At 65.2% G+C, this 23,340-nt stretch carries 19 protein-coding genes; 6 read left to right on the plus strand and 13 right to left on the minus strand.

Going from position 1 to position 23,340, the window contains the following annotated elements; genetic code table 11:
* Window positions 1–2: 2 nt before the first annotated feature.
* The 3 genes from araD (at window position 3) to ACP15K_RS09945 (ending at window position 3,680) form a co-directional block, all read left to right on the plus strand.
* Entirely contained in the window at window positions 3–1,745 is a 1,743-nt protein-coding gene (gene araD, locus ACP15K_RS09935; protein WP_424990418.1) for an L-arabinonate dehydratase, read from the plus strand.
* A complete protein-coding gene (locus tag ACP15K_RS09940; protein ID WP_424990419.1) occupies window positions 1,745–2,668 on the plus strand; it encodes a Gfo/Idh/MocA family protein in 924 nt (307 codons plus the stop codon). The genes araD and ACP15K_RS09940 overlap by 1 nt, the downstream gene beginning before the upstream one ends.
* Before the next feature lie 94 nt (window positions 2,669–2,762).
* A complete protein-coding gene (locus ACP15K_RS09945) occupies window positions 2,763–3,680 on the plus strand; it encodes a dihydrodipicolinate synthase family protein (RefSeq protein WP_424990420.1) in 918 nt (305 codons plus the stop codon).
* Between the two features lie 44 nt (window positions 3,681–3,724).
* Here the strand turns inward: ACP15K_RS09945 and ACP15K_RS09950 are convergent, their stop codons facing one another.
* From ACP15K_RS09950 to ACP15K_RS10010, 13 genes are all read right to left on the minus strand, one after another.
* A complete protein-coding gene (locus tag ACP15K_RS09950) occupies window positions 3,725–4,873 on the minus strand; it encodes a CaiB/BaiF CoA transferase family protein (RefSeq protein ID WP_193142973.1) in 1,149 nt (382 codons plus the stop codon).
* Between the two features lie 291 nt (window positions 4,874–5,164).
* A complete protein-coding gene (locus ACP15K_RS09955) occupies window positions 5,165–6,169 on the minus strand; it encodes a LacI family DNA-binding transcriptional regulator (RefSeq protein WP_424990421.1) in 1,005 nt (334 codons plus the stop codon).
* Between the two features lie 194 nt (window positions 6,170–6,363).
* The gene (locus ACP15K_RS09960; RefSeq protein ID WP_424990422.1) at window positions 6,364–8,460 is read right to left on the minus strand and encodes an FAD-binding protein; all 2,097 of its coding nucleotides are present in this window, start codon (window positions 8,458–8,460) and stop codon (window positions 6,364–6,366) included.
* Between the two features lie 21 nt (window positions 8,461–8,481).
* A complete protein-coding gene (locus tag ACP15K_RS09965) occupies window positions 8,482–9,510 on the minus strand; it encodes a LacI family DNA-binding transcriptional regulator (RefSeq protein ID WP_424990423.1) in 1,029 nt (342 codons plus the stop codon).
* On the minus strand, window positions 9,511–11,100 hold the full coding sequence (locus ACP15K_RS09970; RefSeq protein ID WP_193142977.1) for a GMC family oxidoreductase: 1,590 nt from the start codon (window positions 11,098–11,100) through the stop codon (window positions 9,511–9,513). It lies immediately after the preceding gene.
* A gap of 51 nt (window positions 11,101–11,151) precedes the next feature.
* Window positions 11,152–12,651 carry an FAD-dependent oxidoreductase gene (locus ACP15K_RS09975; protein WP_424990424.1) on the minus strand — a complete coding sequence of 500 codons (1,500 nt, stop codon included), beginning with the start codon at window positions 12,649–12,651 and terminating at the stop codon, window positions 11,152–11,154.
* Window positions 12,648–13,760 (minus strand): ABC transporter ATP-binding protein, encoded by a 1,113-nt coding sequence (locus tag ACP15K_RS09980; protein WP_193142979.1) that lies wholly within the window; start codon window positions 13,758–13,760, stop codon window positions 12,648–12,650. The genes ACP15K_RS09975 and ACP15K_RS09980 overlap by 4 nt, the downstream gene beginning before the upstream one ends.
* Before the next feature lie 4 nt (window positions 13,761–13,764).
* Complete coding sequence (locus ACP15K_RS09985) at window positions 13,765–14,646, minus strand: carbohydrate ABC transporter permease (RefSeq protein ID WP_193142980.1); 882 nt, start codon at window positions 14,644–14,646, stop codon at window positions 13,765–13,767.
* Window positions 14,646–15,542: a carbohydrate ABC transporter permease gene (locus tag ACP15K_RS09990; protein WP_193142981.1), complete on the minus strand. Its 897-nt coding sequence runs from the start codon at window positions 15,540–15,542 to the stop codon at window positions 14,646–14,648. Before ACP15K_RS09990 ends, ACP15K_RS09985 begins: the two co-directional genes overlap by 1 nt.
* Window positions 15,543–15,664: 122 nt before the next feature.
* Complete coding sequence (locus ACP15K_RS09995) at window positions 15,665–16,891, minus strand: ABC transporter substrate-binding protein (protein ID WP_226926053.1); 1,227 nt, start codon at window positions 16,889–16,891, stop codon at window positions 15,665–15,667.
* A gap of 78 nt (window positions 16,892–16,969) precedes the next feature.
* Window positions 16,970–18,490, minus strand: coding sequence for an aldehyde dehydrogenase family protein (locus ACP15K_RS10000; RefSeq protein ID WP_424990425.1), 1,521 nt, complete (start codon window positions 18,488–18,490; stop codon window positions 16,970–16,972).
* 2 nt (window positions 18,491–18,492) lie between these two features.
* A complete protein-coding gene (locus ACP15K_RS10005) occupies window positions 18,493–19,260 on the minus strand; it encodes an enoyl-CoA hydratase/isomerase family protein (protein ID WP_424990426.1) in 768 nt (255 codons plus the stop codon).
* Window positions 19,257–20,261 (minus strand): Gfo/Idh/MocA family protein, encoded by a 1,005-nt coding sequence (locus tag ACP15K_RS10010; protein WP_424990427.1) that lies wholly within the window; start codon window positions 20,259–20,261, stop codon window positions 19,257–19,259. Before ACP15K_RS10010 ends, ACP15K_RS10005 begins: the two co-directional genes overlap by 4 nt.
* A gap of 210 nt (window positions 20,262–20,471) precedes the next feature.
* On the opposite strand from ACP15K_RS10010, the gene ACP15K_RS10015 reads away from it, so the two are divergent.
* The 3 genes from ACP15K_RS10015 (at window position 20,472) to ACP15K_RS10025 (ending at window position 23,278) form a co-directional block, all read left to right on the plus strand.
* Entirely contained in the window at window positions 20,472–21,359 is an 888-nt protein-coding gene (locus tag ACP15K_RS10015; protein WP_193142986.1) for a LysR family transcriptional regulator, read from the plus strand.
* 104 nt (window positions 21,360–21,463) lie between these two features.
* Entirely contained in the window at window positions 21,464–22,087 is a 624-nt protein-coding gene (gene wrbA, locus ACP15K_RS10020; RefSeq protein ID WP_193142987.1) for an NAD(P)H:quinone oxidoreductase, read from the plus strand.
* Between the two features lie 174 nt (window positions 22,088–22,261).
* Window positions 22,262–23,278: an EamA family transporter gene (locus ACP15K_RS10025; RefSeq protein WP_424990428.1), complete on the plus strand. Its 1,017-nt coding sequence runs from the start codon at window positions 22,262–22,264 to the stop codon at window positions 23,276–23,278.
* Window positions 23,279–23,340 lie beyond the last annotated feature (62 nt).

Below are 23,340 nucleotides of genomic sequence, written 5' to 3' on the forward strand. Positions count from 1 at the left end.
CCATGACCTTCAAACCGGCCGAATGGCCCCGCAAGCTGCGCAGCCAGTCGTGGTACGGCGGTACCTCGCGCGACACCATCTATCACCGGGGCTGGATGAAGAACCAGGGCTACCCGCACGATCTGTTCGACGGGCGCCCGGTGATCGGCATCCTGAACACCTGGTCCGATCTGACCCCCTGCAACGGCCATCTGCGCGAGCTGGCCGAAAAGGTGAAGGCCGGGATCTGGGAGGCCGGGGGCTTCCCGGTCGAGGTGCCGGTATTCTCGGCCTCGGAAAACACCTTTCGGCCCACGGCGATGATGTTCCGCAACCTGGCCGCCCTTTCCATCGAGGAACAGATGCGCGGCCAGCCCATCGACGGCGCGGTGCTGCTGGTGGGGTGCGACAAGACCACCCCGTCGCTGCTGATGGCCGCGGCCTCGACCGACCTGCCGTCGATCGTGGTCACCGGCGGGCCGATGCTGAACGGCTATTTCCGGGGGGAACGGGTCGGTTCCGGCACCCACCTTTGGAAGTTCTCGGAAGCGGTGAAAGCCGGCGAGATGACCCAGGAGGATTTCCTGGAGGCCGAGCAATCCATGAGCCGCTCGACCGGTACCTGCAACACCATGGGCACCGCCAGCACCATGGCCTCGATGGCCGAGGCGCTTGGCATGGCGCTGTCGGGAAATGCTGCGATCCCGGCGGTGGACAGCCGCCGCCGCGTCATGGCGCAACTGTCCGGGCGGCGCATCGTGCAGATGGTCAAGGATGACCTGAAACCATCCGACATCATGACGAAAAAGGCGTTCGAGAACGCGATCCGCACCAATGGCGCCATCGGCGGCTCAACCAATGCGGTGATCCATTTGCTGGCCGTCGCGGGCCGGGTCGGCATCGACCTGAGCCTTGACGACTGGGACCGCTGCGGCCGCGACGTGGCGACCATCGTGAACCTGATGCCTTCGGGCAAATACCTGATGGAAGAGTTCTTCTATGCCGGCGGTCTGCCAGTGGTGCTGAAACGTCTGGGCGAAGGCGGCCAGTTGCACAAGGACGCCCTGACGGTCTCGGGCGACACCATCTGGGACGAGGTCAAGGACGTCACCAACTGGAACGAGGATGTGATCCTGCCGCTGGATCAGGCCCTGACCCCGCAGGGCGGCATCGCCGTGCTGAAGGGCAACCTTGCGCCCAAGGGGGCGGTGGTGAAACCCTCGGCCGCCTCGCCGCACCTGCTGACCCATCGTGGCCGGGCCGTGGTGTTCGAGGACATCGACGACTACAAGGCACGGATCGACGATGACGCGCTGGACATCGACGAGACCTGCGTGATGGTGCTGAAGAACTGCGGCCCCAAGGGCTATCCGGGTATGGCCGAGGTCGGCAACATGGGCCTGCCGCCCAAGGTTCTGAAGAAGGGGATCACCGACATGGTGCGCATTTCGGACGCGCGCATGTCAGGCACGGCCTATGGCACGGTGATCCTGCACACTTCGCCCGAGGCGGCGGCGGGCGGACCGCTGGCCGTGGTGCGCGATGGCGACATGATCGAGCTGGACGTGGCCGCGCGGCGCCTGCATCTCGACATCCCCGACGCTGAATTGACCGCCCGCCTTGAAACATGGTTCCCTGCACACCCCACCGCAGAGGGCGGCTATGAGTGGCTGCACCAGACCCATGTAGAAGGCGCCGATACCGGGGCGGATCTTGATTTTCTCAAGGGCTGCCGCGGCGCGCCCGTTGGAAAGGACTCTCATTGATGTTGATTGCTCTGGTTGGAATTGGAAAGATCGCGGTGGACCAGCATGTTCCGGCCATCGCCGGCAGCGCGGATTGGGAACTGGCCGCCACCGTCTCGCGCCATGGCACGGTCGATGGGGTCGAAGCCTTCACGGATTTCGGCAAGATGCTGGACGCGCGCCCGGATATCCGTGTCGTCTCGCTGTGCCTGCCGCCGGTGCCGCGCTATGACTATGCCGCGCAGGCGATCCGGGCCGGGCGTCATGTGATGCTGGAAAAGCCGCCCGGCGCGACCCTGTCCGAATGCCATGCGCTGCTGGATCTGGCCCGCGCGCACCGGGTGTCGCTTTACGCCACCTGGCATTCCCGGCAGGCCGACAAGGTGCCTGCGGCGAAAGCCTGGCTGGCCGACAAGACCCTGCGCAAGCTGACCGTGACCTGGAAAGAGGACGTGCGCCACTGGCATCCCGGGCAGGACTGGGTGTTCGATCCCGGTGGGCTGGGCATCTTCGATCCGGGCATCAACGCCCTGTCGATCGTGACCGAGATCCTGCCCGATCCGATCCATCTGACCGAGGCGCAGCTGCATTTTCCGGCCAACCGCGATACCCCGATTGCCGCGACCTGCCGCTTCCACCATCCCGACGGCGCCGAGGTGTCGGCGGAACTGGACTGGCTGGAGCCCGGAACCCCGGTCTGGAACATCGAAGCCGTCACCGATGAAGGCACGCTGCTTCTGGAAAACGGCGGCGGCAAGATGACCGTGGACGGGCAAGTGCAGGACGCCATGCCCGGGCTGGCGGGCGAATACCCCCGCCTTTACGCGCAGATGGCCGATCTGGTGGCCCAGGGCGGTATCGACATGGACCTGGCGCCGATGCGTCACGTGGCCGACGCCTTCACCCTTGGGCAGCGCGTGGTGGCCCCGGCCTTCGAATGGTGAGGGCCACCGCCCCCTGATCCTTCTGACCGGATCTTCTTCCCGACACCGGCGCGGCCTGCTGCGCCGCGTTCCCCCCTGACAAGAGACCATTGCCATGACCCAACCCCTGACCGGCATCCTTCCCGTCGCCCCGACCCCGTTCTACGCCGACGGCCGCATCGACATCGACGGCATGCGCCGCGTGCTGGACTGCATGATCGACCAGGGCGTCGACGCGATCTGCATCCTTGCCAATTATTCGGAACAGTTCCTGCTGTCCGACGCGGAACGCGCTGCCCTGACCCGAGCCAGCCTGGAACATGTGGCGGGCCGGGTGCCGGTCATCGTCACGGTCAGCCATTTCGCCACGGAAATCGTCACCGCCCGCGCGCGTGAGGCCGAAGCCCTGGGCGCAGCGATGCTGATGATGATGGCGCCCTATCACGGTGTCGGGCTGGTGCCGTCCGAGGCCGGGATCTTCGAGCATTTTCAGGCGGCTTCCGATACGGTCAGCATTCCGATCATGGTGCAGGACGCCCCGATCTCGGGCGCGACCCTGTCAGTGCCGCTGCTGGTGCGCATGGCCCGCGAGATCGCGAACGTGTCTTACTTCAAGATGGAAACCCCCTTTGCCGCCGACAAGCTGGCCGCGCTGATCGAAGCCGGCGGGGATCACATCCTCGGCCCCTTCGATGGCGAAGAAGCCGTAACCCTGCTGGCCGATCTGGACGCCGGGTGCACCGGCACCATGACCTCGGCCCTGCAACCCGAGAAGATCCGCCCCATCGTCACCGGGTACCGCGCCGGAGACACCGATGCCGCGCTGGAGCAGTGGAAGCTCTGCCTGCCGCTGATCAACCACGAGAACCGCCAATGCGGGCTGCGCGCCGCCAAGACGGTGATGATGGCCGGCGGCGTGATCAAATCCGACCATGTGCGCCACCCGCTGAAGCCCATGACCGACCGCACCAAGGAACGGCTGCTGTCGCTGGCGGCTGAGCTTGATCTGATTGCGCTGAACTGGGGCAAATAGGAAAGGCGGGATGGGGCCGCGCACGCTACCTTCGGTGATCGCGGCTATTTCAACCCAAGTTCCGTCAGAACCTCTTCCGTGTGCTGGCCCTGCATCGGCGGCGGCATCGACGCGCGCGGCGCGGTGGTGGTGCGCACAGGGCAACCCACGAGGCGGATGGGGCCTGCGGTCGGATGGTCCACCTCGACGATCATGCCGTTCACGCCCGCTTCGGGGCGGGTCAGGGCCTGTTCGGGGCTCAGAACCTGCGCACAAAGAATGCCTTGCGCTTCCAGCGCCGGCAGCCATTCGGCGGTGGTCTTCTGCACCAGCCGCGCGGCCAGCAAGTCGCGCAGGGCCGCGCGGTTTTCGTACTGCGTCATCGGGTCGGAAAAGCGCGGATCCTGCGTCAGGTCCGGCAAACCAAGCCCCCGGCAGATCAATTGCACAGGATTGTCGGTGAACACCGGCGAGATCTCGATAAACCCATCCGCCGTGCGCCAGCTGTGTTGCAGGGTTTTCTCGGTCACCGACAGGTTCACGTCGCCGGTATCCGCAGCCGAGGGGTTCAGCGCGCGCGGCCCGTCCCACACATGGGCGGTCAATGCGGCGCTGTGCAGATCGGTGAAAACCTGTGTCCCCAGACCGGTCCGTGCGCGACTGACCAATGCCGCGAGGATCGCGTTGGACAGCAACAGCCCGGCGATATGATCCATCGACACCGTGGGCGGCGACGGCAGGCGGTCGCCGTCGGCAGCCGAAAACAGCCCACCCTCTGCCGCTGCCATCTGGGCATGGCCCGCCCGGCCCCGCGCGGCATCCGGTCCGGCCTCGCCCCAGCCTGAAGACGAAGCGTGGATCAGCTTGGGAAAGCGTGCGTGCAGGGTTTCGAAATCGATGCCCATCTTGCGGTCGACCCCGGGTCGAAAATTGTGCACCACCACGTCGGCAGTCGCCAACAGCTTGTCCAGCGCCGCCTGCCCGTCCTCGGCCTTCAGATCCAGCACGATCGAGCGCTTGTTGCGGTTCAGACCGGCAAACGGCAGGCTCACGTCCCCCGCGAACGGCCCCCAGGCTCGCGACCAGTCCCCCCGTCCGGGGCGTTCGATCTTGATCACATCGGCGCCGAAATCCGCCAGCAACAAGGTCGCGACCGGCCCTTGCCAGACATGGGTGAAATCCACGATCCGGATATCCTTGAGCAAATCATACATGGCAGATGTCCTGTGTTGTGCATGGCTTGGTCCCGGCAGATTGCCGGGACGGTGCATGGGGTCTTGCGGGCAGATCACGGGCAGCGACGCACCGCGCAACCGCACGACGTGTTGTCTTCATCATCATAGCCTCCCCCGCTGTTTCGGTCACACCCGCGGGCGCAACAGGTTGTCCGTCGCTGGACCGCATGGGCGGAACGCCCGCCTCGCCCGATGGCCACTCTCCGGCCCATTCAGTTAATCGTTTAATCTTGCCTTCACGCATCTTGTCAAGTCGGTCTGCGGGATTGGTCATGCGGACTCCCGCACTATCAGCTTCGGCGCGAGGTAGATCCGTTCCGGCGGGCCCTGGTTGTTCCGGATCCTTTCGATCAACGCTTCGGCCGCGCGACTGCCGATGGCACGGGGGAACAACTCCACGGTGGTCAGCGGCGGATTCCAGGCGGCGGATTCGGGCAGGTTGTCAAACCCGATGACCGCCACGCCCCGTCCAACCTTGCGGTCCATCTTGTACAGCGCGGCATAGGCACCGATGGCGACATAGTCGTTGAAACACACGATGGCCGATGTGTCGGGGTCTTGCGCCAGCAAGTCCAATGCCGCGTCCTGCCCGAACTGCCGGGTGGCCGGGCCGGAAAGATCGCGCACCAGCGTCAGATCGGGATCGCGACGCTGCATGGCGTATTTGACGCCCTCGCATCGGCGGATCCGGTTGGTGTTGCCCGCAAGGCCGCCCATAAAGGCGATGCGCCGACACCCACGATCCAGGATATGCTCGCCGGCCATCACCCCGGCCTGGAAGTTGTCAAACCCTATGAAATCAGCCGCATAGCCGGGAAAATCCCGTACGCACAGCACGAAGGGAATGCCGTTTTCGCGGATCACGTCGAAATCCGCCTCCTGCGAGCCGGTGGCCGAAGAAATGATCAAGCCGGCAACCCCCTGCCCGATCATGGTTTCAATCACTGATCTCTGGGTGTCCCGATCGTCCTGCGTGTTGGCAATGACCGAAAGATAGCCCGCGCTGGCGGCTTCGGTTTCCACATTGGCGGACAGTTCCGCAAAGAACGGGTTGGAGATGTCATTGACCACAAGCCCGATCAGCAGCGACTGGCCGGACCGCAACCGCGAGGCGGATTTGTTCAGGATGAACCCCAGTTCACGGGCCGAATTGCGCACATGTTTGCGGGTCTTGTCCGAGATGCTGCCCTTGTCATTAAGCACCAGCGACACCGTGGCCGCCGAGACCCCGGCGTGTTCGGCAACTTCCTTGATGCTCACGCGCTTCTTCTGCACCTGAAGTCTCCTGCAATTCGCAAGGCGTCGCCCCGTGCTTCACAACCAGAGCGGTCGATCTTCAGTCAGCGCCCCGGGACCCAAAATAAATTAAACGTTTTATGCCCCCATCACAAGGTGCCTGACCTTGGCCTGATCAGGTGCGCAAGGGCCGCGCCGGAAAGGCACCGTTCCGGCGGGTCCGGACTCCTGCCTCAACCCTTCGCAGGTGTCTGGGTGCGGGCCGTGTAGATGCCGCCAGTCAGCCAGTCGGGCCAGTCACGTTCGAAAAACGCCTTCGCGGTCTCGTCGAAGGTGCGGTTCGGTCGGGTGCTCAGGTCAAACCCCTCGCCTGTCCAGCGCACCACGATCTGCTCGGCCTGATGCGCGGGCTTCTCGGTGCGGAAGCGGAAGCCCTCCAGCGGACCGGAGCGCGCCATGGGCAACGCCTCGCCCCCGGTTTCGCAGATCGCCCGCGCGCCGCGACTGCCACCGCCCCCTTCAATGTAGTGATCCAGCGCCGTGATGACGGCTTCGGAGACCAGCGCCATCTGCTGCCATTGGACCACGCGCCCCACCTCGGCGGGGCGATTGAAGGACATCCCCTGCGCCCGAATGTCGGCGTTCAGACGGGCGGCGTCGGTGCGGGCGGCGGCCACCGTTTCGGGGGTGCAGATGATGCCGACATTGTCGCTCATCCGGGCCTGCACGGTCTCGCGCACGTCAGCATGGGTCAGGGGACTGTCCCGGTTCAGAAGACCGGTCACGGCAGTCACGGCGTCGGCCACCAGACCCGACAGATCGCCCTTGGGCGCGGTGTCGGCGGTGCCGCTGGCGGCAATGTGCTCTGCCGCCCGTGTGCCGAACACCTGGCCCGCGTTCAGGGCCGACCCACCGGGGCGGGTGACCCCATGGGTGCCTGCGGCTTCGCCCACCGCATAGACCCCCGCCAGGCTGCTTTGGCCCCAGATATCCACTTTCACGCCGCCGTTCATGTGCTGGTTGTTGACCGAGAACTCCAGCGGGTCGGCGGCGATATCCACCTTGTAGCGGCGGTACAATTCGATCGCGAGCGGGTTCATGTGGCGCAACCGGTCGATCGGCAACGCCTGCACGGCACCGGCGTTGCGCAGGTAGGTGCTGACGTCCGGATCCAGCCGCGCAAGGCTGAACGGCCGATCCCCCGGCACCGGCAGCGGGTTACGGTTGAAATCCATGAACACCCGCCGCCCGGACTGGGTTTCACGGAAGATCGCCAGATCGACAAGGCTGGAGGCAAAGTCCAGCATCCGTGTGGCGTGGAACGGCCATTGATAGCCCTTGCGGAAGATGTTCGAGGCCATCTCCCGCGTGGTGCGATAGTAGTCGCCAAGGAAATGCCGCTCGGCACCGCTGCCATCAACCGAATAGATGTGCGGGATCACCTGCACATAGGTGCCCGACAGGTTCCACGGAAACCCCTCGCGCCGGGTGCTGATCCCGAATTGCGCCTCGGTGATGTTTGTCACTTCGATGCCGGCCTCCAGCGCCATGCCCAGCGAACCGAAGCAGCCGTTGGGAAAAACGCTGTCGCGGTACAACTCGCCGGGGCCGCCTGCGGCCAGCACAATCACCGGGCATTGGAACACGCAGACCCCAAGGGGGTTGTCGGCGCTGCGGTCCCTGCTACGGATGGCCAGCAGCCCGGCCACCCGCCGGTTGTCGCCAGTGCCGTCGGTCAGAAGCCGCAATCCGGTGGTCTGGTTGAAGATCGGAATACCAAGGCGCAGCGCCTCTTCGGCCAGCACCCGCACCATCAGACGAGAGGTGCGCGGCCCGCAACTGGTGGCGCGGCCGACCTCGTCATGGTCGGTCTGATAGCGCAGGGTGCCGCCCAGTTCATCCTGCGGCAGCGGCAACCCGAGATATTGCAACGACGCCATGGCCCGGCCCGAACCCACGGCCTCGATATAGGCGGTGTCCTCGTCCATCGCGCCGCCCGCCCGGATTGCCCGCGCCATCGACGTGTAGTTGTCGCCCCGGTCCGAGGTGTTGGCCGTGTGCAGAGTCTGCTTGTCCGACCCCGAGCAGGCCGAGGTGCCGCCCCAGGCGCTTTGGCTGACCACCACCACATCGCCGCCGCGCCGCTTCAGTTCGACCGCCGCGCGCAGGCCCGCAGCGCCGCTGCCCAGCACGACACAACCACAGCGATAGGTCGGCAGCCGCTGACCGTCCACGTTGGTGATCGCGGGAAAGGGCGGTTCTGGCACCAACCGGGGCATGTCCACATCGGTCAGCGCGTCCAGGATGCTTTGGGAAATGTCGGTCGTCACAGCAGCGGTTCCGTTCCTGTTTCAGTCTTGCAGAGGGCGGCACCCTGCCATCCGGCTTGAGGCGCGCACGATCAGGTCCACCGGCGTGCGGGTTTCGGGCTCGGGCTTCTGGTCCTTTTCCAGCCACGCCAGAACCGAACCGGCAATACCCGCCCCGAAATCCGAGATGAAGGTTCTCACCGAGGACAGGCCGGGAAAGGCGTGGGCGCATTCGTCGATGTCGTCGAAGCCTACCACCAGCAGGTCACGCCCGACCTGCCGGCCCGCCTGTGCACAGCCACTCAGCACCCCAAGGCCGATCAGATCGTTGAAGCACATCACGGCATCCACATCGCCATGGGTCTTGGCCAGCGTACAGGCGATGTCATGGCCAAACTTCCTGCTGGCGCGACCGGGCAGGAACAGCGGCTCCATCCCCGCGATCTCAAGCCGTTCCAGATAGCACGACAGGCGTTCCTCGGTAATGGGGCGGCCCTCGATCCCGCCCAGAAAGGCGATGCGGCGCGCGCCCTGCCCGACCAGATGATCCACCGCCGACCATGTCCCGCCGCGAAAATCCGGGGCACACAGCGGGATGCCCGATCCGGGCGGTGCCACCCGGCGCAGTACCTGCAGGCAGGGCAGACCGGACCGGCGGATCGCGTCAAAGGTATCCTGCTGCCCGCCGTAGGCCGGACAGATGACCAGCGCCGACACCCCGTGTTCGATCATGGCCGAGACCACCTGCGCCTGCAGCGCCGGATCGTCGTCGGTGTTGGCCACCACGGTGACATAGCCGCGCGCCGACAGGGCCATCTGCACCGCCGTTGCGAATTCCGAGAAGAACGGGTTGCGCAGATCATTGATGACCAGCCCGATCAGCCCCGCGTTGGAGCGGCGCAGCTTGGCCGCAGCACGGTTGTAGACATAGCCCAGATCGACCATCGCCTTGCGCACCTGATCCCGCGTGTCGGCTTTGACCAGCGGCGAATTCTGCAGGACAAGGCTGACGGTGGATTTCGAAACCCCGGCGGCGCGGGCGACATCGACGATGGTCGGTCTGCGGCTCATTCAGATCCCATGCGCCTCCCGGATCAGGTCGGCGGCCTTCTCGGCGATCATGATGGTCGGCGCATTGGTGTTCGACGATACCAGCCGCGGCATCACCGAGGCATCGGCGACCCGCAGCCCGTCGATCCCCCGGAACCGCAGGCTTGTATCCAGCACCGCTGCCGCATCCGGCCCCATGCGACAGGTGCCCGCCGGATGGTGGTCGGTCTTGGAATGGGCGCAGGCGAAGTCGAAATAGTCCTGATCGCTGCGCACCTCGGGGCCCGGCAGCCGTTCGGCCTTGACGAAGGGCTTCAGCGCGTCCTGCCGCAGGATCTTCTGCGCCAGCTTCAGACCCCGTATCGACATCTCGCGGTCGTGCGGATCCTGCCAATAGTTCGGGTCGATCAGCGGCGCGGCCATCGGATCGGCCGAAGCCAGCCGCACGGTGCCCCGCGACCGTGGCCGCAGGTAGGCCGAGTTCAGCGTCACCCCGCCTTCTGGCATGGCCGCCACCCCGGCCTCGATCCCCGAGCCAAGGCCAAGGTGGAACTGGATGTCGGGCGAGCGCGCGTCGGGTTCGGCATACCAGAAGCCGCCGGTCTCGAACAGGCTGGAGGCCACCGGCCCCTTGCGCGTCAACAAGTATTGCAGCCCGGCCAGCACCGACCATTGCGGCTTGGCATAGCGGTCATAGGTGTGCGGCCCGGTGCATTCGGCGATCACGAACAGGTCAATATGGTCTTGCAGGTTGGACCCCACCTCGGGCTGGTCGAACACCACCGGCAGACCAAGACCGGTCAGATGATCGGCGGGACCGATCCCCGACAGCATCAGCAGGCGCGGGCTGCCGATGGCGCCGGACGACAGGATCACCTCGGCCCCGGCGCGCAGCACGCCTTCGCCCGCGATCTCGACCCCGATGGCGCGCCCACCCTCGACCACGATGCGCGAAACCTGGGCGCCGGTGCGGATGGTCAGGTTCGGACGCTTGCGCACCGCCGGGGTCAGAAACCCCATGGAGGCCGAACAGCGCCGGGTGTTGCGCTGGGTCAGCTGGTAATAGCCGACGCCGTCCTGGGCTTCACCAGTCATGTCGTAATTGCGCGGAATGCCAAGGCTGGCGGCAGCCTCGAAATAAGCCTCGCAGATGGGCAGCGGCGCCGCTGGCTGGCTGACCCCCAGAGGCCCGCCGGTGCCGTGAAAGCGGTCGTCGTAGGTATCGTTGTCCTCGGACCGGCGGAAATAGGGCAGCACATCGTCATAACCCCAGCCATCGCAGCCCATCTGCCGCCATTCGTCATAGTCCAGCGCGTTGCCACGGGTGTAGATTTGCGCGTTGATGGTGGAGCCGCCGCCCAGCACCTTGGCTTGTGTGTACGGGATGACCATGCCCTTCATGTGCGTCTGCGGCACCGTCTTCCAGCCCCAGGACCCGATGCCCTTGGTCATCTTCGCAAAGCCTGCGGGCAGGTGATACAACGGATGCCGGTCGCCGCCACCGGCCTCCAGCAACAGCACCGAGGTTCCGGCATTCTCGCTTAGCCGCGCCGCCAGAACCGAACCGGCCGAGCCGCCGCCGACGATGATGAAATCATGAACTGTCGTCATAGCCGTTCTCCCGGACCATGAAGGATCGAATGTCTGACCACGGGGGCCGCCCTATATCGCAAGGTCGGTGTCCCGGATGTGATCTGCGGTGCGCATGGCCAGTGCCGAGATGGTCAGCGCCGGGTTGACAGCGGCCGAAGTCGGCAGCACCGAGGCATCGGCAATGAACAGGTTGGGATGATCGTGGCTGCGCCCGAAAGGATCGACCACGCTGGCACGCGGATCCGCCCCCATCCGCGCGGTGCCGCATTGATGCGACGGCGTGCGCCGATCAAAGGCGCGCGACAGGATGACGGGAAACCCGGCCTTGCGCAGGAGGGTTTTCAGCCGCGCCACCAGCGCCTCATGCGCGGGCCAATTCGACCGTTTCCAGTCCAGCACCACCTGCCCATCGCGCAGGGTAACCCGGCTGTCCGGATTTGGCAGGTCTTCGGACATGGCGTAGAAATCGACGGACCGGGCCGCGATCCAATGGGCCAGCGGACGCGGCAAGCTGGTGGTGGCCGTCAGGATCCGGCCCGAGATCTTGCCCAGCAGTTGCACATTGCCCAGCGGGGTGCCGCCCGCGCCGCCGGTCAGGTAGAAATCGTTCAGCGCCAGTGTTTTTTGATAGACAGACGGGTTCTTGCGCAGCGGATGCAGGGCCAGCACCGCCGAGCAGTTGTGGTTCATGAAGTTGCGCCCCACCTGGTCGGAGCGGTTGGCCAGCCCCGCCGGATGGTCCGCATCCGCCGATCGCAGCAACAGGGCCGCGCTTTGCACCGCGCCCGCTGCCAGCACGATGACCGGGGCGGTCAGGGTCTCGCCGCCCTCGGGGGTATCGACCTCGATGCCGATGATCCCCCCGCCAGCGCCAGCCAGCAGCCGCTGCACACGGCACCCGGTGCGCAGGGTGACATTGTCGTGGGACAAGGCCCTGGCAAGGGCCGCGGTCTCGGCATCCATCTTGCCGCCACGGGTTTCGGGAAACCCGTCCCAGGGCGTTTGCCCGCCGGCCAGCCAGCGGTCGATATCCACCGCCAACGGGATCGCCGAAGGATGCAGCCCCAGCGCCGTCAGGCGGCGGCGCAGGTCGGCGATCACCGGCTCGTCCGGTACGGGGGGATGCGGATAGGGGCGGTTGCGCGGCGGCTCGGTCGGGTCATTACCGGCGGCCCCGCGCACCTGGAACAGCGCCTCGGCCTGATCATAATAGGGCACCAGCGTGTCATAGCCGATGGGCCAGCCCGGCGTGGTGCCGCCAAGATGCGTCAGCGGCGCAAAGTCCTGCGTGCGAAAGCGATACATGGCGCCGCCGAAGAACTTCGAATTGCCGCCGACCATGTAGTAGTTGCCGGGGCAAAAGTCGCGCCCAAGCGCGTCCTGCCAGCCCTCGCCGGACCGGAAGTGATCTGTCCCGAAGATCACGCCGGCATCCCGATCCTCGGCGCAGGGGCGCAGATGTTCGCCGCGCTCCAGAATCAGGATCCGGCGCCCGGATGGCGCAAGGGAGGCCGCCAGCGAGGCCCCGCCCATTCCGGATCCGATGACGATCACCTCGGGCGCGGTCATGGCACGATGCGACGCTCGGTTTCGGGATCGAAGGCCACGGCCTTTTCCATGTTGATGGCAAATTCGAACATCTCGCCCGGCCCGACAGAAGCATCCGCCCGCATCCGCGCGATGGAATCCTGCCCCGCCAGCGTCATGGTCGCGAAGGTGTCCGAGCCCGCGGGCTCGGTGACGCTGACCCGGTTGGTCATCGGGATGATGCACGAGGATGCCCGATCCGCGCCCTCGGGATCGGTGATTGCTTCGGGCCGGATGCCAAGGATGATCTTGCGCCCGGCCCATTCGGACAGGTTCTGCTGATGCAGCCGCAGGTGCAGCGGTGCGCCGTCGGCATCGGTGGTCACCGCGTGCGGCGCGCCGTCGATCATGGCAACCTCGACCGGCAACAGGTTCATCGACGGGCTGCCCATGAAGCCCGCCACAAACAGGTTGGTCGGGGTGTCGTAAATCTCTTTCGGGGTGCCAAGCTGTTGCACATAACCGTTGTACATCACCGCGATCCGGGTCGAGAGGGTCATCGCCTCGATCTGGTCGTGGGTCACATAGACGATGGTGGTCTTCAGCTTTTCGTGCAGTTTCTTGATCTCGGTGCGCATGTCGACACGCAGCTTGGCATCCAGGTTCGACAAGGGTTCGTCAAACAGGAACACATCCGGATTGCGCACCAGTGCCCGTCCCATCGCCACCCGCTGCCGCTGACCGCCCGAAAGCTGCCCCGGCTTGCGATCCAGCAGCGGCGTGATCTGCAACAGCGCCGCGACATCCGCCAGCGCCTTGTCACGCTCGGGCTTGGGGACACCGTGCATTTCCAGCCCGAAGGTCATGTTCTGGCCCACGGTCATGTTGGGGTAGAGTGCGTAGCTCTGGAACACCATGGCGATGTTGCGCTTGGACGGATGCACGCCGTTGACCACCCGCCCCTTGATCGACACATCGCCCGAGGTGATGCTTTCCAGCCCGGCGATCATGTTCAGAAGCGTGGACTTGCCACAGCCCGACGGACCGACCAGCACAAGGAATTCGCCCTCTTCAACCGAAATGTCCACATGGTGCAGAACCTCGGTGTTGCCGTAGGACTTGGTAACATTGGAGATATCGAGAAAGCCCATCGGGTTATCCTTTGACCGAACCCGCCATCAGGCCGCGCACGAAATAGCGGCCAGCGACGATGTAGACGAGAAGCGTGGGAAGTGCCGCGAGGATCGCTCCGGCGAAATGCACGTTGTATTCCTTTACCCCGGTGGAGGATTGCACGAGGTTGTTCAAAGCCACCGTCATCGGCGCTTTCGATCCCGAGGCGAACGAGGCTCCGAACAGGAAGTCGTTCCAGATGTTGGTGAACAGCCAGATGACGCAGACCACCGTGATGGGCCCGGACACCGGCACCATGATCCGCCAGAAGATCTGGAAGAACCCGGCGCCGTCGATCATCGCCGCGCGCACCAGTTCGGTCGGGAAGGCGGAATAGTAGTTGCGGAAGTACAGGGTCGAGAACCCGATGCCATAGACCACGTGCACCAGCACCAGCCCGGCAGTGGATCCGGCCAGCCCCATGATCCCCAGCATCCGCGCCATCGGGATCAGCACGATCTGGAACGGGATGAAGCAGGAAAACAGCATCAGGCCGAACAGCAGCGTGTCACCCCGGAACCGCCATTTGGTCAGCACATAGCCGTTCAGCGCGCCAAGTGCCGTGCAGATCAGCACCGCCGGCACCACCATGAACAGCGAGTTCAGGAAGTATGGACGCAGACCCGTCGGCTCGACGCCGATCTGCGCCGTGGACCAGGCCGACGCCCAGGGCGCGAAGGTCAGTTCCTTCGGCAGGGCCATCATGTTGCCTTCGGTGATCTCGCTCAGCGGTTTGACCGAGTTCACCAGCATCACGAAGAACGGCAGCAGGTAGAACAGGGCAAAGACCAGCAGAACCACGTAGATGAAGGTGCGGGCAATGCGTCCGGTGCGGATGGCGGTTTCCTGTGTGGCGGCGGACATCAGGGTTTCTCCCGCAATTCGGCGTAAAGATAGGGCGTCATGATCGCGGCGATGGTCATCAGCATGATCACGGCGCTGGAGGCACCCACCCCCATCAGGTTTCGCGAGAAGGTGTAGGAATACATGAAGGTCGCGGGCAGTTCGGTGGCCCGGCCCGGTCCGCCGCCGGTCAGGGCGATGACAAGGTCATAGGATTTGATCGCCAGATGGCTGAGGATCACGAAGGCCGACAGGAAGGCCGGTCTCAGCAGCGGGATCACAATGCGCCGATACAGGTTCCAGTTCGACGCACCGTCGATCTGGGCGGCTTTCAGGATCTCGTTGTCGATGCCGCGCAGGCCGGCCAGAAACATCGCCATGACGAAGCCGCTGGTCTGCCAGACGGCGGCGATGACGATGGTGTAGATCGCCATGTTGCGATCCTTGATCCAGCCGAATTCGAAACTTTCCCAGCCCCACAGGTGCATGGTGTTTTCCAGCCCGATGCCGGGATCCAGAAACCATTTCCACGCGGTGCCGGTGACGATGAAACTCAGCGCCATGGGATACAGGTAGATCGGCCGCAACATGCCCTCGCCGCGGATCTTCTGATCCAGCAGGATGGCCAGCGTCAGGCCGATGGCGGTGCAGATGACGATGTAGAGGGTCGCGAAGATGGCGAGATTGGTGATCGCGGTCCACCAATGGCTCAGCCCCCACAGCTTGCGATAATTCTCGAAGCCCACCCAGTCATAGCTGGGCAGCATCTTGGAGTTGGTGAAGCTGAGATACAGGGTGAACAGGATGAACCCGTAGACGAACACCAGCACGGCGGCCAGTGACGGCGACAGAACCAGCTTTGGGATCCAGTTCTGCAGCCGTGTCCGGAAATCGACCTCGGCGGATTGATGCGCCATTACGCCTCCTGTCCCGCACGGGCGCGCGGAAATGCGATTGTTCTGGTTGGATCGGACCCGGCCGGTGAAAGGCCCGGCAATTCCGGGGCGCGGTGCAGGACCACGCCCCGGAGACCTGCGCCTTACTGCGCGCCTTCGACAGCGTTCACCAGTTCCTCGGTCGCGGTGGCCGAGTCGTATTCGCCGTTGAAATGCGCCGTCACGACATCATAGATGGCGTTCTTGACAGCCGCCGGGTTGGCATGGCCGTGGGCCATCGACCCGAACAGATTGCCCGACGACGCGGCCGCGGCCAGGTCCTTCATCCCCTGCTTGCCGCAGTCGTCGAAGGCCTCGTCAGACACGTCGGTGCGCGCCGGGACCGAGCCCTTGACCACGTTGAAGGCCGATTGGAACGTCGGCGACAGGATCGCCGTGGCAAGGGCCGCCTGTTCTGGCGACACCACACCGCCCTGATCGAACATCATGAACTGGTCAGCGTTGAAGGTGACCTGATCGCCGGTTCCGGGGAACCGGAAGCACAGGAAGTCCTGACCGGGCACCTTGCCGGCATTCAGGAATTCGCCCTTGGCCCAGTCACCCATCATCTGGAAACCGGCTTCGCCATTGATGACCATCGCCGTTGCCAGGTTCCAGTCACGACCCGAGAAGTTGTCGTCGACGTTGGCGCGGATATAGGCCATGCGGTCGAAGGATTCCTTCATCGCATCCGAACCGAGCGCTTCGGGATCCAGGTCGATGAAGGCCGCCTTGTAGAGATCCGGGCCGCCGGTCGACATGACGACAGCGTCAAAGATCGTCGCATCCTGCCAGGCCTGTCCGCCATGGGCGATCGGTGTGATCCCCGCCGCCTTCAGCGTTTCCACCGCCGCGACGAAATCATCCCAGGTTTCGGGAACGGCAATTCCGTTGTCGTCGAGCACCGCCTTGTTCGCCCAGACCCAGTTGGTCGAATGAACGTTGACCGGGGCCGCGATCCATTTGCCGTCATACTTGGCAAAGAACTGCAGCGCCTCGGGAACAACGGCGTCCCAGCCTTCCTGGGCGGCGACATCGTTCAGGTCCGCAAGCGAGCCCTGCTCGCCCCAGTCGAGAATGTCGAACCCAAGCGCCTGCACGGCGGTGGGCGCGTCTCCGGCGGTGACACGGGCGCGAAGAACGGTCATTGCCTGTTCGCCGCCGCCGCCGGCAACCGGCATGTCCAGCCAGCCGATGCCCTGACCGGCCAGGTCTTCCTTCAGAACGTTCAGCGCCGCGGCTTCCCCGCCACTGGTCCACCAGTGCAGAACTTCCACGTCCTCGGCTTTAACCATGCTGGTGGTCGCTGCCAGGGCGCAGGCCACTGTCATCGTCTTTCCGAAATATCCACGCATTGATGTCTCCTCCATGTTGCGTTGGTTCGTTGTCGTACCGGGTTTTTCCCGGCTTTATCTGACCCAGGGTCCGCGGGTCTTTCCGATCCGCATGGCCAGGGTCTTGATCTCAAGAAATTCTTCCAGCCCATAAGAGCCGATCTCGCGGCCCTGTCCCGATTGCTTCATCCCACCAAACGTCATTTCCGGGAAGCCGTCCATCCATGTGTTGGTCCAGATCGTGCCGGCCTGCGCACGGCGGGCGAAGTCGAGGCAGGTATGGATGCTGTCGCTCCAGACCCCCGCCGACAGGCCGTAGGTGGCGTCATTGACGATGGCCAGCGCCTCATCCAGCGTGCGGAAGGTCAGCACCGACAGCACCGGTCCGAAGACTTCGTCGCGGGCAATCGGCATGTCCGGGGTGACACTTGCCACCACTGTGGGCTGGTAGAATTGCCCGTCCAGGCCCGGCACGGTCAGCACGCCGCCGCCCAGGCAGATTTTCGCCCCGGCGGCCTCGGCCTGCCGCACATAGCCGTCGATCTTGGCATTGTGTTCGGGCGTGACGATGGCGCCGACCTGGGTCTGGGGATCCATCGGATCGCCAAAGGCCACCCGCCGCGACAGGGCCACGACCTTGTCGATGAACGCCCCGGCAATGTCTTCGTGCACAAGGATCCGGCTGCTGGAATTGCAGCATTCGCCCGCGTTGAAATAGACCCCGAAGGTCACCGCATCGGCGGCCCCGTCCAGATCCGCGTCAGGAAAGATCACCTGCGGGTTCTTGCCGCCCAGTTCCAGCGCGACCTTCTTCAGGGTTCCGGCGGCGGTGGCCGAGATCGTCTTGCCGACAGCGGTCGAGCCGGTGAAGGTCACCATGTCCACCTCGGGATGATCGGACAACCGCGCGCCCACGGGCAGACCGTGGCCCAGCACGATGTTGACGACCCCGGCGGGCATTCCGGCCTCGACCAGCAATTCGCCCATGCGCACGGTGGTGGTGGGCGTCATCTCGGACGGTTTGATCACGCAGGTGCAGCCCGCAGCCAGCGCGAAGGGCAGTTTCTGGCTGAGGATCCAGAACGGGAAATTCCACGGGGTGATGATCGACACCACACCGATGGGTTCCTTCAGGATCACGCCCAGCATGTCCTCGCCCAGCGTGTTGTGGCTGTCGCCCTTCAAGGTGCGCGCCAGCGACGCCGCATAGCGCCACAGATCCGCCGCGCCGCCGACCTCGCCGCGTGACTGGCTGATGGGCTTGCCGCTTTCCAGCGTTTCCCAGACCGAGATTTCGTCGACATTGGCCTCGATCAGATCGGCCACGCGCAGCAGCATCGCCGCGCGTTCCTTGCCCGAGATCCGGCTCCAGACCCCCGCATCGAAAGCCGCGCGGGCCGCGGCGACGGCGGCATCGGTTTCGGCTTCGCCCCCTTGGGCCGAGCGGCTGACCAATGTGCCATGCGCGGGCGAATGACGGTCGAAGGTGGCCCCGTCGGCACTGTCGACCCAGTCGCCCCCGATCAGGTGGCGCCCCGTGAAAGGTTGGGCCGGAAGCGGCGCGCCGGTGGCCGCGATGATGTTCAGATCGGTCATGCTCAGGTCCCTGAAAACTGGGGTTTGCGGCGTTCGGCAAAGGCGGCGACGCCTTCGGCGCGATCCTCGGTGGCAGCGATGGCGGCCGAGCCAAGCGCCTCGATCATGGCGGCGGGATCTTCACCCCGTGCGGCGTGGATCATCGACTTGGTGATTTCGACCGCCCGAGGCGACAAGCGTGCGGCGCGGTCGGCCAGGGTCGCCGCCAGACCGCGAAGATCCTCGCTCACCTCGGCGACAAAGCCGATCTGGCAGGCCCGTTCCGCGCTGATCCGGCGGCCAAACAGCGCCATTTCCTTCAGCACGGGTTCGGGGATCAGGCGGGCCAGCCGTTGGGTGCCGGACCACCCCGGCACGATCCCGACCCCGGCTTCGGGCAGGGCCAGCGTCGCTTGCGGCGCCATGAGGCGCAGGTCGCAGGCAGCAGCCAGTTCCAACCCGCCGCCGAAGGCGTGGCCGTTCAGAACCGCGATGGTGGGCTTGGACAATTGCGCCAGTCGCCCCAGCACCCGGTGGCCATCGCGCACCCAGTGGCGGGCGAATTCCGCCGGATCCAGCCCACCCCAGGCCGCAATGTCGGCCCCGGTGCAGAAGGCCTTGTCGCCCTGGGCGGTGACCAGCACGCAGGCAAGGTCGCGATTGCGTTCGACGGTGTCGATATGGGCCGAGAGTTGCGCGATCATCTGGTGATCCAGCGCATTCATCTTGGCCGGGTTGTCGAGGCGGATTTCGGCAACACGGCCCGCGACGTCAAGGTGAACCCGGCTCATGCCACCCCCGGAGACGCGATGGTGACGGTCTGCCCGGTTTCGGCGGCCTCGCGCACCGCCAGCGCGATGGTCAGAGAGTGCACCCCGTCCCAACCGGTCGCGGCAGGCGTGCCCTGGCCCCTGGTCGCTTCGACAAAGCGGCGCACGCCGTATTCGTAAAGGTTGTGATCCGGGAAGGGCACGGCGTCGCGCCCCGCCCCGGTGACCAGTTCGACAGAACCGATGGGGCGTTGGGTCATCACATCGCGGGCGAAGATAGAGCCTTCGGTGCCGTGTACCTCGATCCCGGTGCCGGCGAACGGATGGGTGAAGCTTTCATGCGACATCACCATGGCGCCCGAGGGCAGCGCCCAGACCGACATGGCAGAATCCTCGACCCCCTGCCCCATGCCGCTGGCGGCCATCATGGCCGTCACGCGGACGGGATCCTCGCCCGTCAGAAAGCGCACCACATCGGCATCATGCACGGTGATGTCCGGGATCACCCCGCCGCCACTGCCGGCTGCATTGATGCGCCAGGTTTGCAGGTTGCCCGGAAGCTCTACCGCGTGATGGATCCGCAGCGACAAGACCCGCCCGATGCGGCCAGCCTTGATGACATCGCGGATTGCCTGATGACTGCCAGCGCAGCGCAGGTGGTGGTTGGTTGCAAACACCACGCCGGCGGCCTCGGCGGCCAGAACCATTTCGCGGGCGTCTTGCGGGGTCATGGCAAGGGGCTTTTCGCACAGTACATGCTTGCCCGCCCGGATCGCGGCCATGGCCTGCGCAAAGTGCTTTTCGTTGGTGGATGAAATATAGACCGCCGCAACCTCGGGATCGGCCAACGCCTGATCCAGATCCGTTCCGGCGAATGGAATGCCGTGGTGCTTGGCATAGGTTGCGGCATGATCCGCCGATCCGCTGATCACGTGACGGATCTCTCCTCCGCCAACGGCCCGGATCGCATCGATCATGTATTGCGCCGCAATTGTGCTTGCGCCGACCAGCGTCCAATTCATGCCATCCCCCCGGTGATCGCTAACAATCTTTGTCGATCTCTTATTGGATCGTTCCAAATGCGTAGAGCAGGCTGATCGGACCTGTCAACAGTTTTTCCGGAACCTCCCTTGGGCCAACCAGCAACGCTGCCGGATGCACAGGTTTTGCCAGCGTAGGGCAAAGCTGAAATGCTGACCCCAACCGCAAGACACGCCGCCCGGAGGACCCTCATGGACAAGCTCTCGGTCATGCAAGCCTATTGCCGCATTGTCGAACGCGGCAGCATTTCCCGTGCCGCCGAGGATCTGGGCGTGTCCCCCGCCCTGCTGAGCCGGGAACTCAAGCTGCTGGAGGAAAGCCTGGGCTGTACGCTGCTGACCCGCTCCACCCGGCGCATGGCGCTGACCGATCCGGGGCGGGACTACTATCAGGATGCACAAGAGATCCTGCAGGCCGTGACCCGCGCCGAGGATCGTCTCCGCACCCGGTCCGGCGTCGTGCGGGGGCATCTCAGGATCAATGCGCCGGGGTCATTCGGGCAGATGGTGCTGGCCCCGATCCTGCCTGCGTTTCTGGACCGGCACCCGGATCTGCAGGTCACCCTGTCGCTGGACGATCAGGTCGTGGACATGATCGAAGGCGGCTTCGACCTGTCGATCCGGGTGCGTGCGACCCTGCCCGACAGCGGCCTGCGGGCACGGCGGATCGGCGAGGTGCATCAACGGATCTATGCCGCACGCTCCTATCTGGAGCGGCGTGGCACCCCGGATACACCCGATGATCTTGCCGGTCATGACACCATCGGCTTCCTGCTGGCCGATCACACCTCGACCTGGCACCTGCACGGGCCACAGGGCGCACGCCCGGTCGAGACCACCCCACGGCTGAAGGTGGGCAGCAGCCTTGTCCTGCGCGATCTTCTGGTGGCGGGCATGGGCATCGGCACCCTGCCCGATTTCATCGCCGACCCCGCCGAACAGCAAGGCGCGCTGGTGCGGGTCCTGCCGGCGCACGAACTCCCCATGCGGCACATCTATGCGGTGACCAACGCGCAGGCCGGCGGCGAGGCCAAGGTGGCTGCCTTCCTTGACCACCTGCGCGCCACCCTGTCGGGCTGACATTCTTCACGCGGGCTGAAAAGTCATTTGCGGCAGGCCGTCTCAATCCGACGGCCCATCAAGGCCATCTTCGCGGGCATCACAACACCCGAAAGAGGCCCCAGATGACCCGCATTCTTGTTCTCTACTATTCCAGCTACGGCCATGTGCGCACCCTGGCGTGGGCCGAGGCCGATGGCGCCCGGTCGGTTCCCGGCTGTCACGTCGACCTGCGCCGCATCCCCGAAACCATGCCCGAAGCGGCCCGACGCGCCGCCGGGTTCGTCGCGGATGACACGCCCGAAGCCAGCCCCGCCGATCTGGCCCGCTATGACGCCATCATCTTCGGCACCCCCACGCGTTTTGGAATGATGGCGGGACAGATGAAGCAGTTTCTGGATCAGGCCGGTGGCCTCTGGGCGCGCAATGCGCTGGAAGGCAAGGTCGGGGCTGTGTTCGCCTCGACCGGCTCGCAGCACGGCGGCCATGAGGCGACCCTGCTGTCCACGCAGATCCCGCTGATGCATTTCGGCATGGTGATCGTCGGTCTGCCCTACAGCTTTGCCGGTCAGACCAACAGCACGGGCATCATCGGCGGTGCGCCCTACGGCGCGGGCACCATTGCCGGGGCCGATGGCAGCCTGCACCCGACGCAAACCGATCTGGATGGTGCACGCTATCAGGGGGCGCATGTGGCGCGGATCGCCAGCAAACTGACCGTCGCCGCAGCCCCGGCGCAAGTGGCTTGAGCCCCGTCATGCGTCGATTTCTTCGAAAGCTCCGCCCTTGGGCACGGCAGCGGATCCTGCCCGCCACGCCCCACACCCTGAACCCGCACGAGATGCGCGATATCGGCCTGCCGCCCCGGCCACCCGATCCGCGCCTTGGATCCTACCTTCGCTATTGACCCAAACGAGGCTCCCATGTCCCGCACCTCCGACCTGATGCTCACCGCCCTTGCTCCGGCCATCTGGGGCAGCACCTATATCGTCACCACCGAGGCCCTGCCGCAGGGCTACCCGCTGACCCTTGCCATGGCGCGCGCTTTGCCGGCCGGGCTGCTGTTGCTGGCGCTGACGCGCTGCCTGCCCCCACGCGACTGGCTTGGCCGGACATTGCTGCTGGGCGCGCTGAATTTCGCGGTGTTCTGGACGCTGCTGTTCGTGACCGCGCACCGCCTTCCCGGCGTGGTGGCGGCAACACTGGGCGCGACGCAGACCTTGATGGTCATCGCCCTGTCCCGCGGGCTGCTGGGCACCCCGGTGCGGCCACTGGCCGTTGGGGCGGCGATGGCCGGGATACTCGGCGTCGCACTTCTGGTGCTGGGTCCAAAGGCCACGCTGGATCCGCTGGGCATTGCCGCCGGACTGGGCGGGGCCGCGTCGATGGCGGTGGGCACGGTGCTCAGCCGCAAATGGCAGCCGCCGGTTTCGGCGCTCAGCTTCACGGCCTGGCAATTGACGGCAGGGGGCGTTCTGCTGTTGCCGGTGGCGTTGCTGTTTGAACCGGCGCTGCCCCGCTTGTCAGCGCCAGCCTGGGCCGGGTTGCTGTGGCTGGGCCTGATCGGGGCCGCGTTCAGCTATTGGCTGTGGTTTCGCGGGATTGCGCGGCTTGACCCCGGCACCGCATCAATCCTGGGCATGATGAGCCCGCTGACCGCGGTACTGCTGGGCTGGGTCGTGCTGGGTCAGGCGCTGAGCGGCATGCAGATGACCGGCGCGGCAATTGTGCTGATCGCTGTCTGGGTCGGGCAAGCCGCCAACAGAAAAAGACCCGAAACGCGAAAGCAGGCGGTGTCGCGGCGGGTTCGGTGGATTGGCGGTATCGAGGGAAAAGAAGCGGCGACCCCCGGGAGGAGGATAGGGGCCGCCGCAGATTTTCCGCAGCCCAGGGAGGAGGAGGAGCTGCCGGAAACTTTCAGGATCACTGCGATCCGTTGAGTAGGAACCTAGTCGTCTCGCTGCAGTGCGGCAACAAACTAATATGCAAGCCCGTCATGCTT

This window comes from Fluviibacterium sp. S390, assembly GCF_049800695.1.
GTDB lineage: Bacteria > Pseudomonadota > Alphaproteobacteria > Rhodobacterales > Rhodobacteraceae > Meridianimarinicoccus.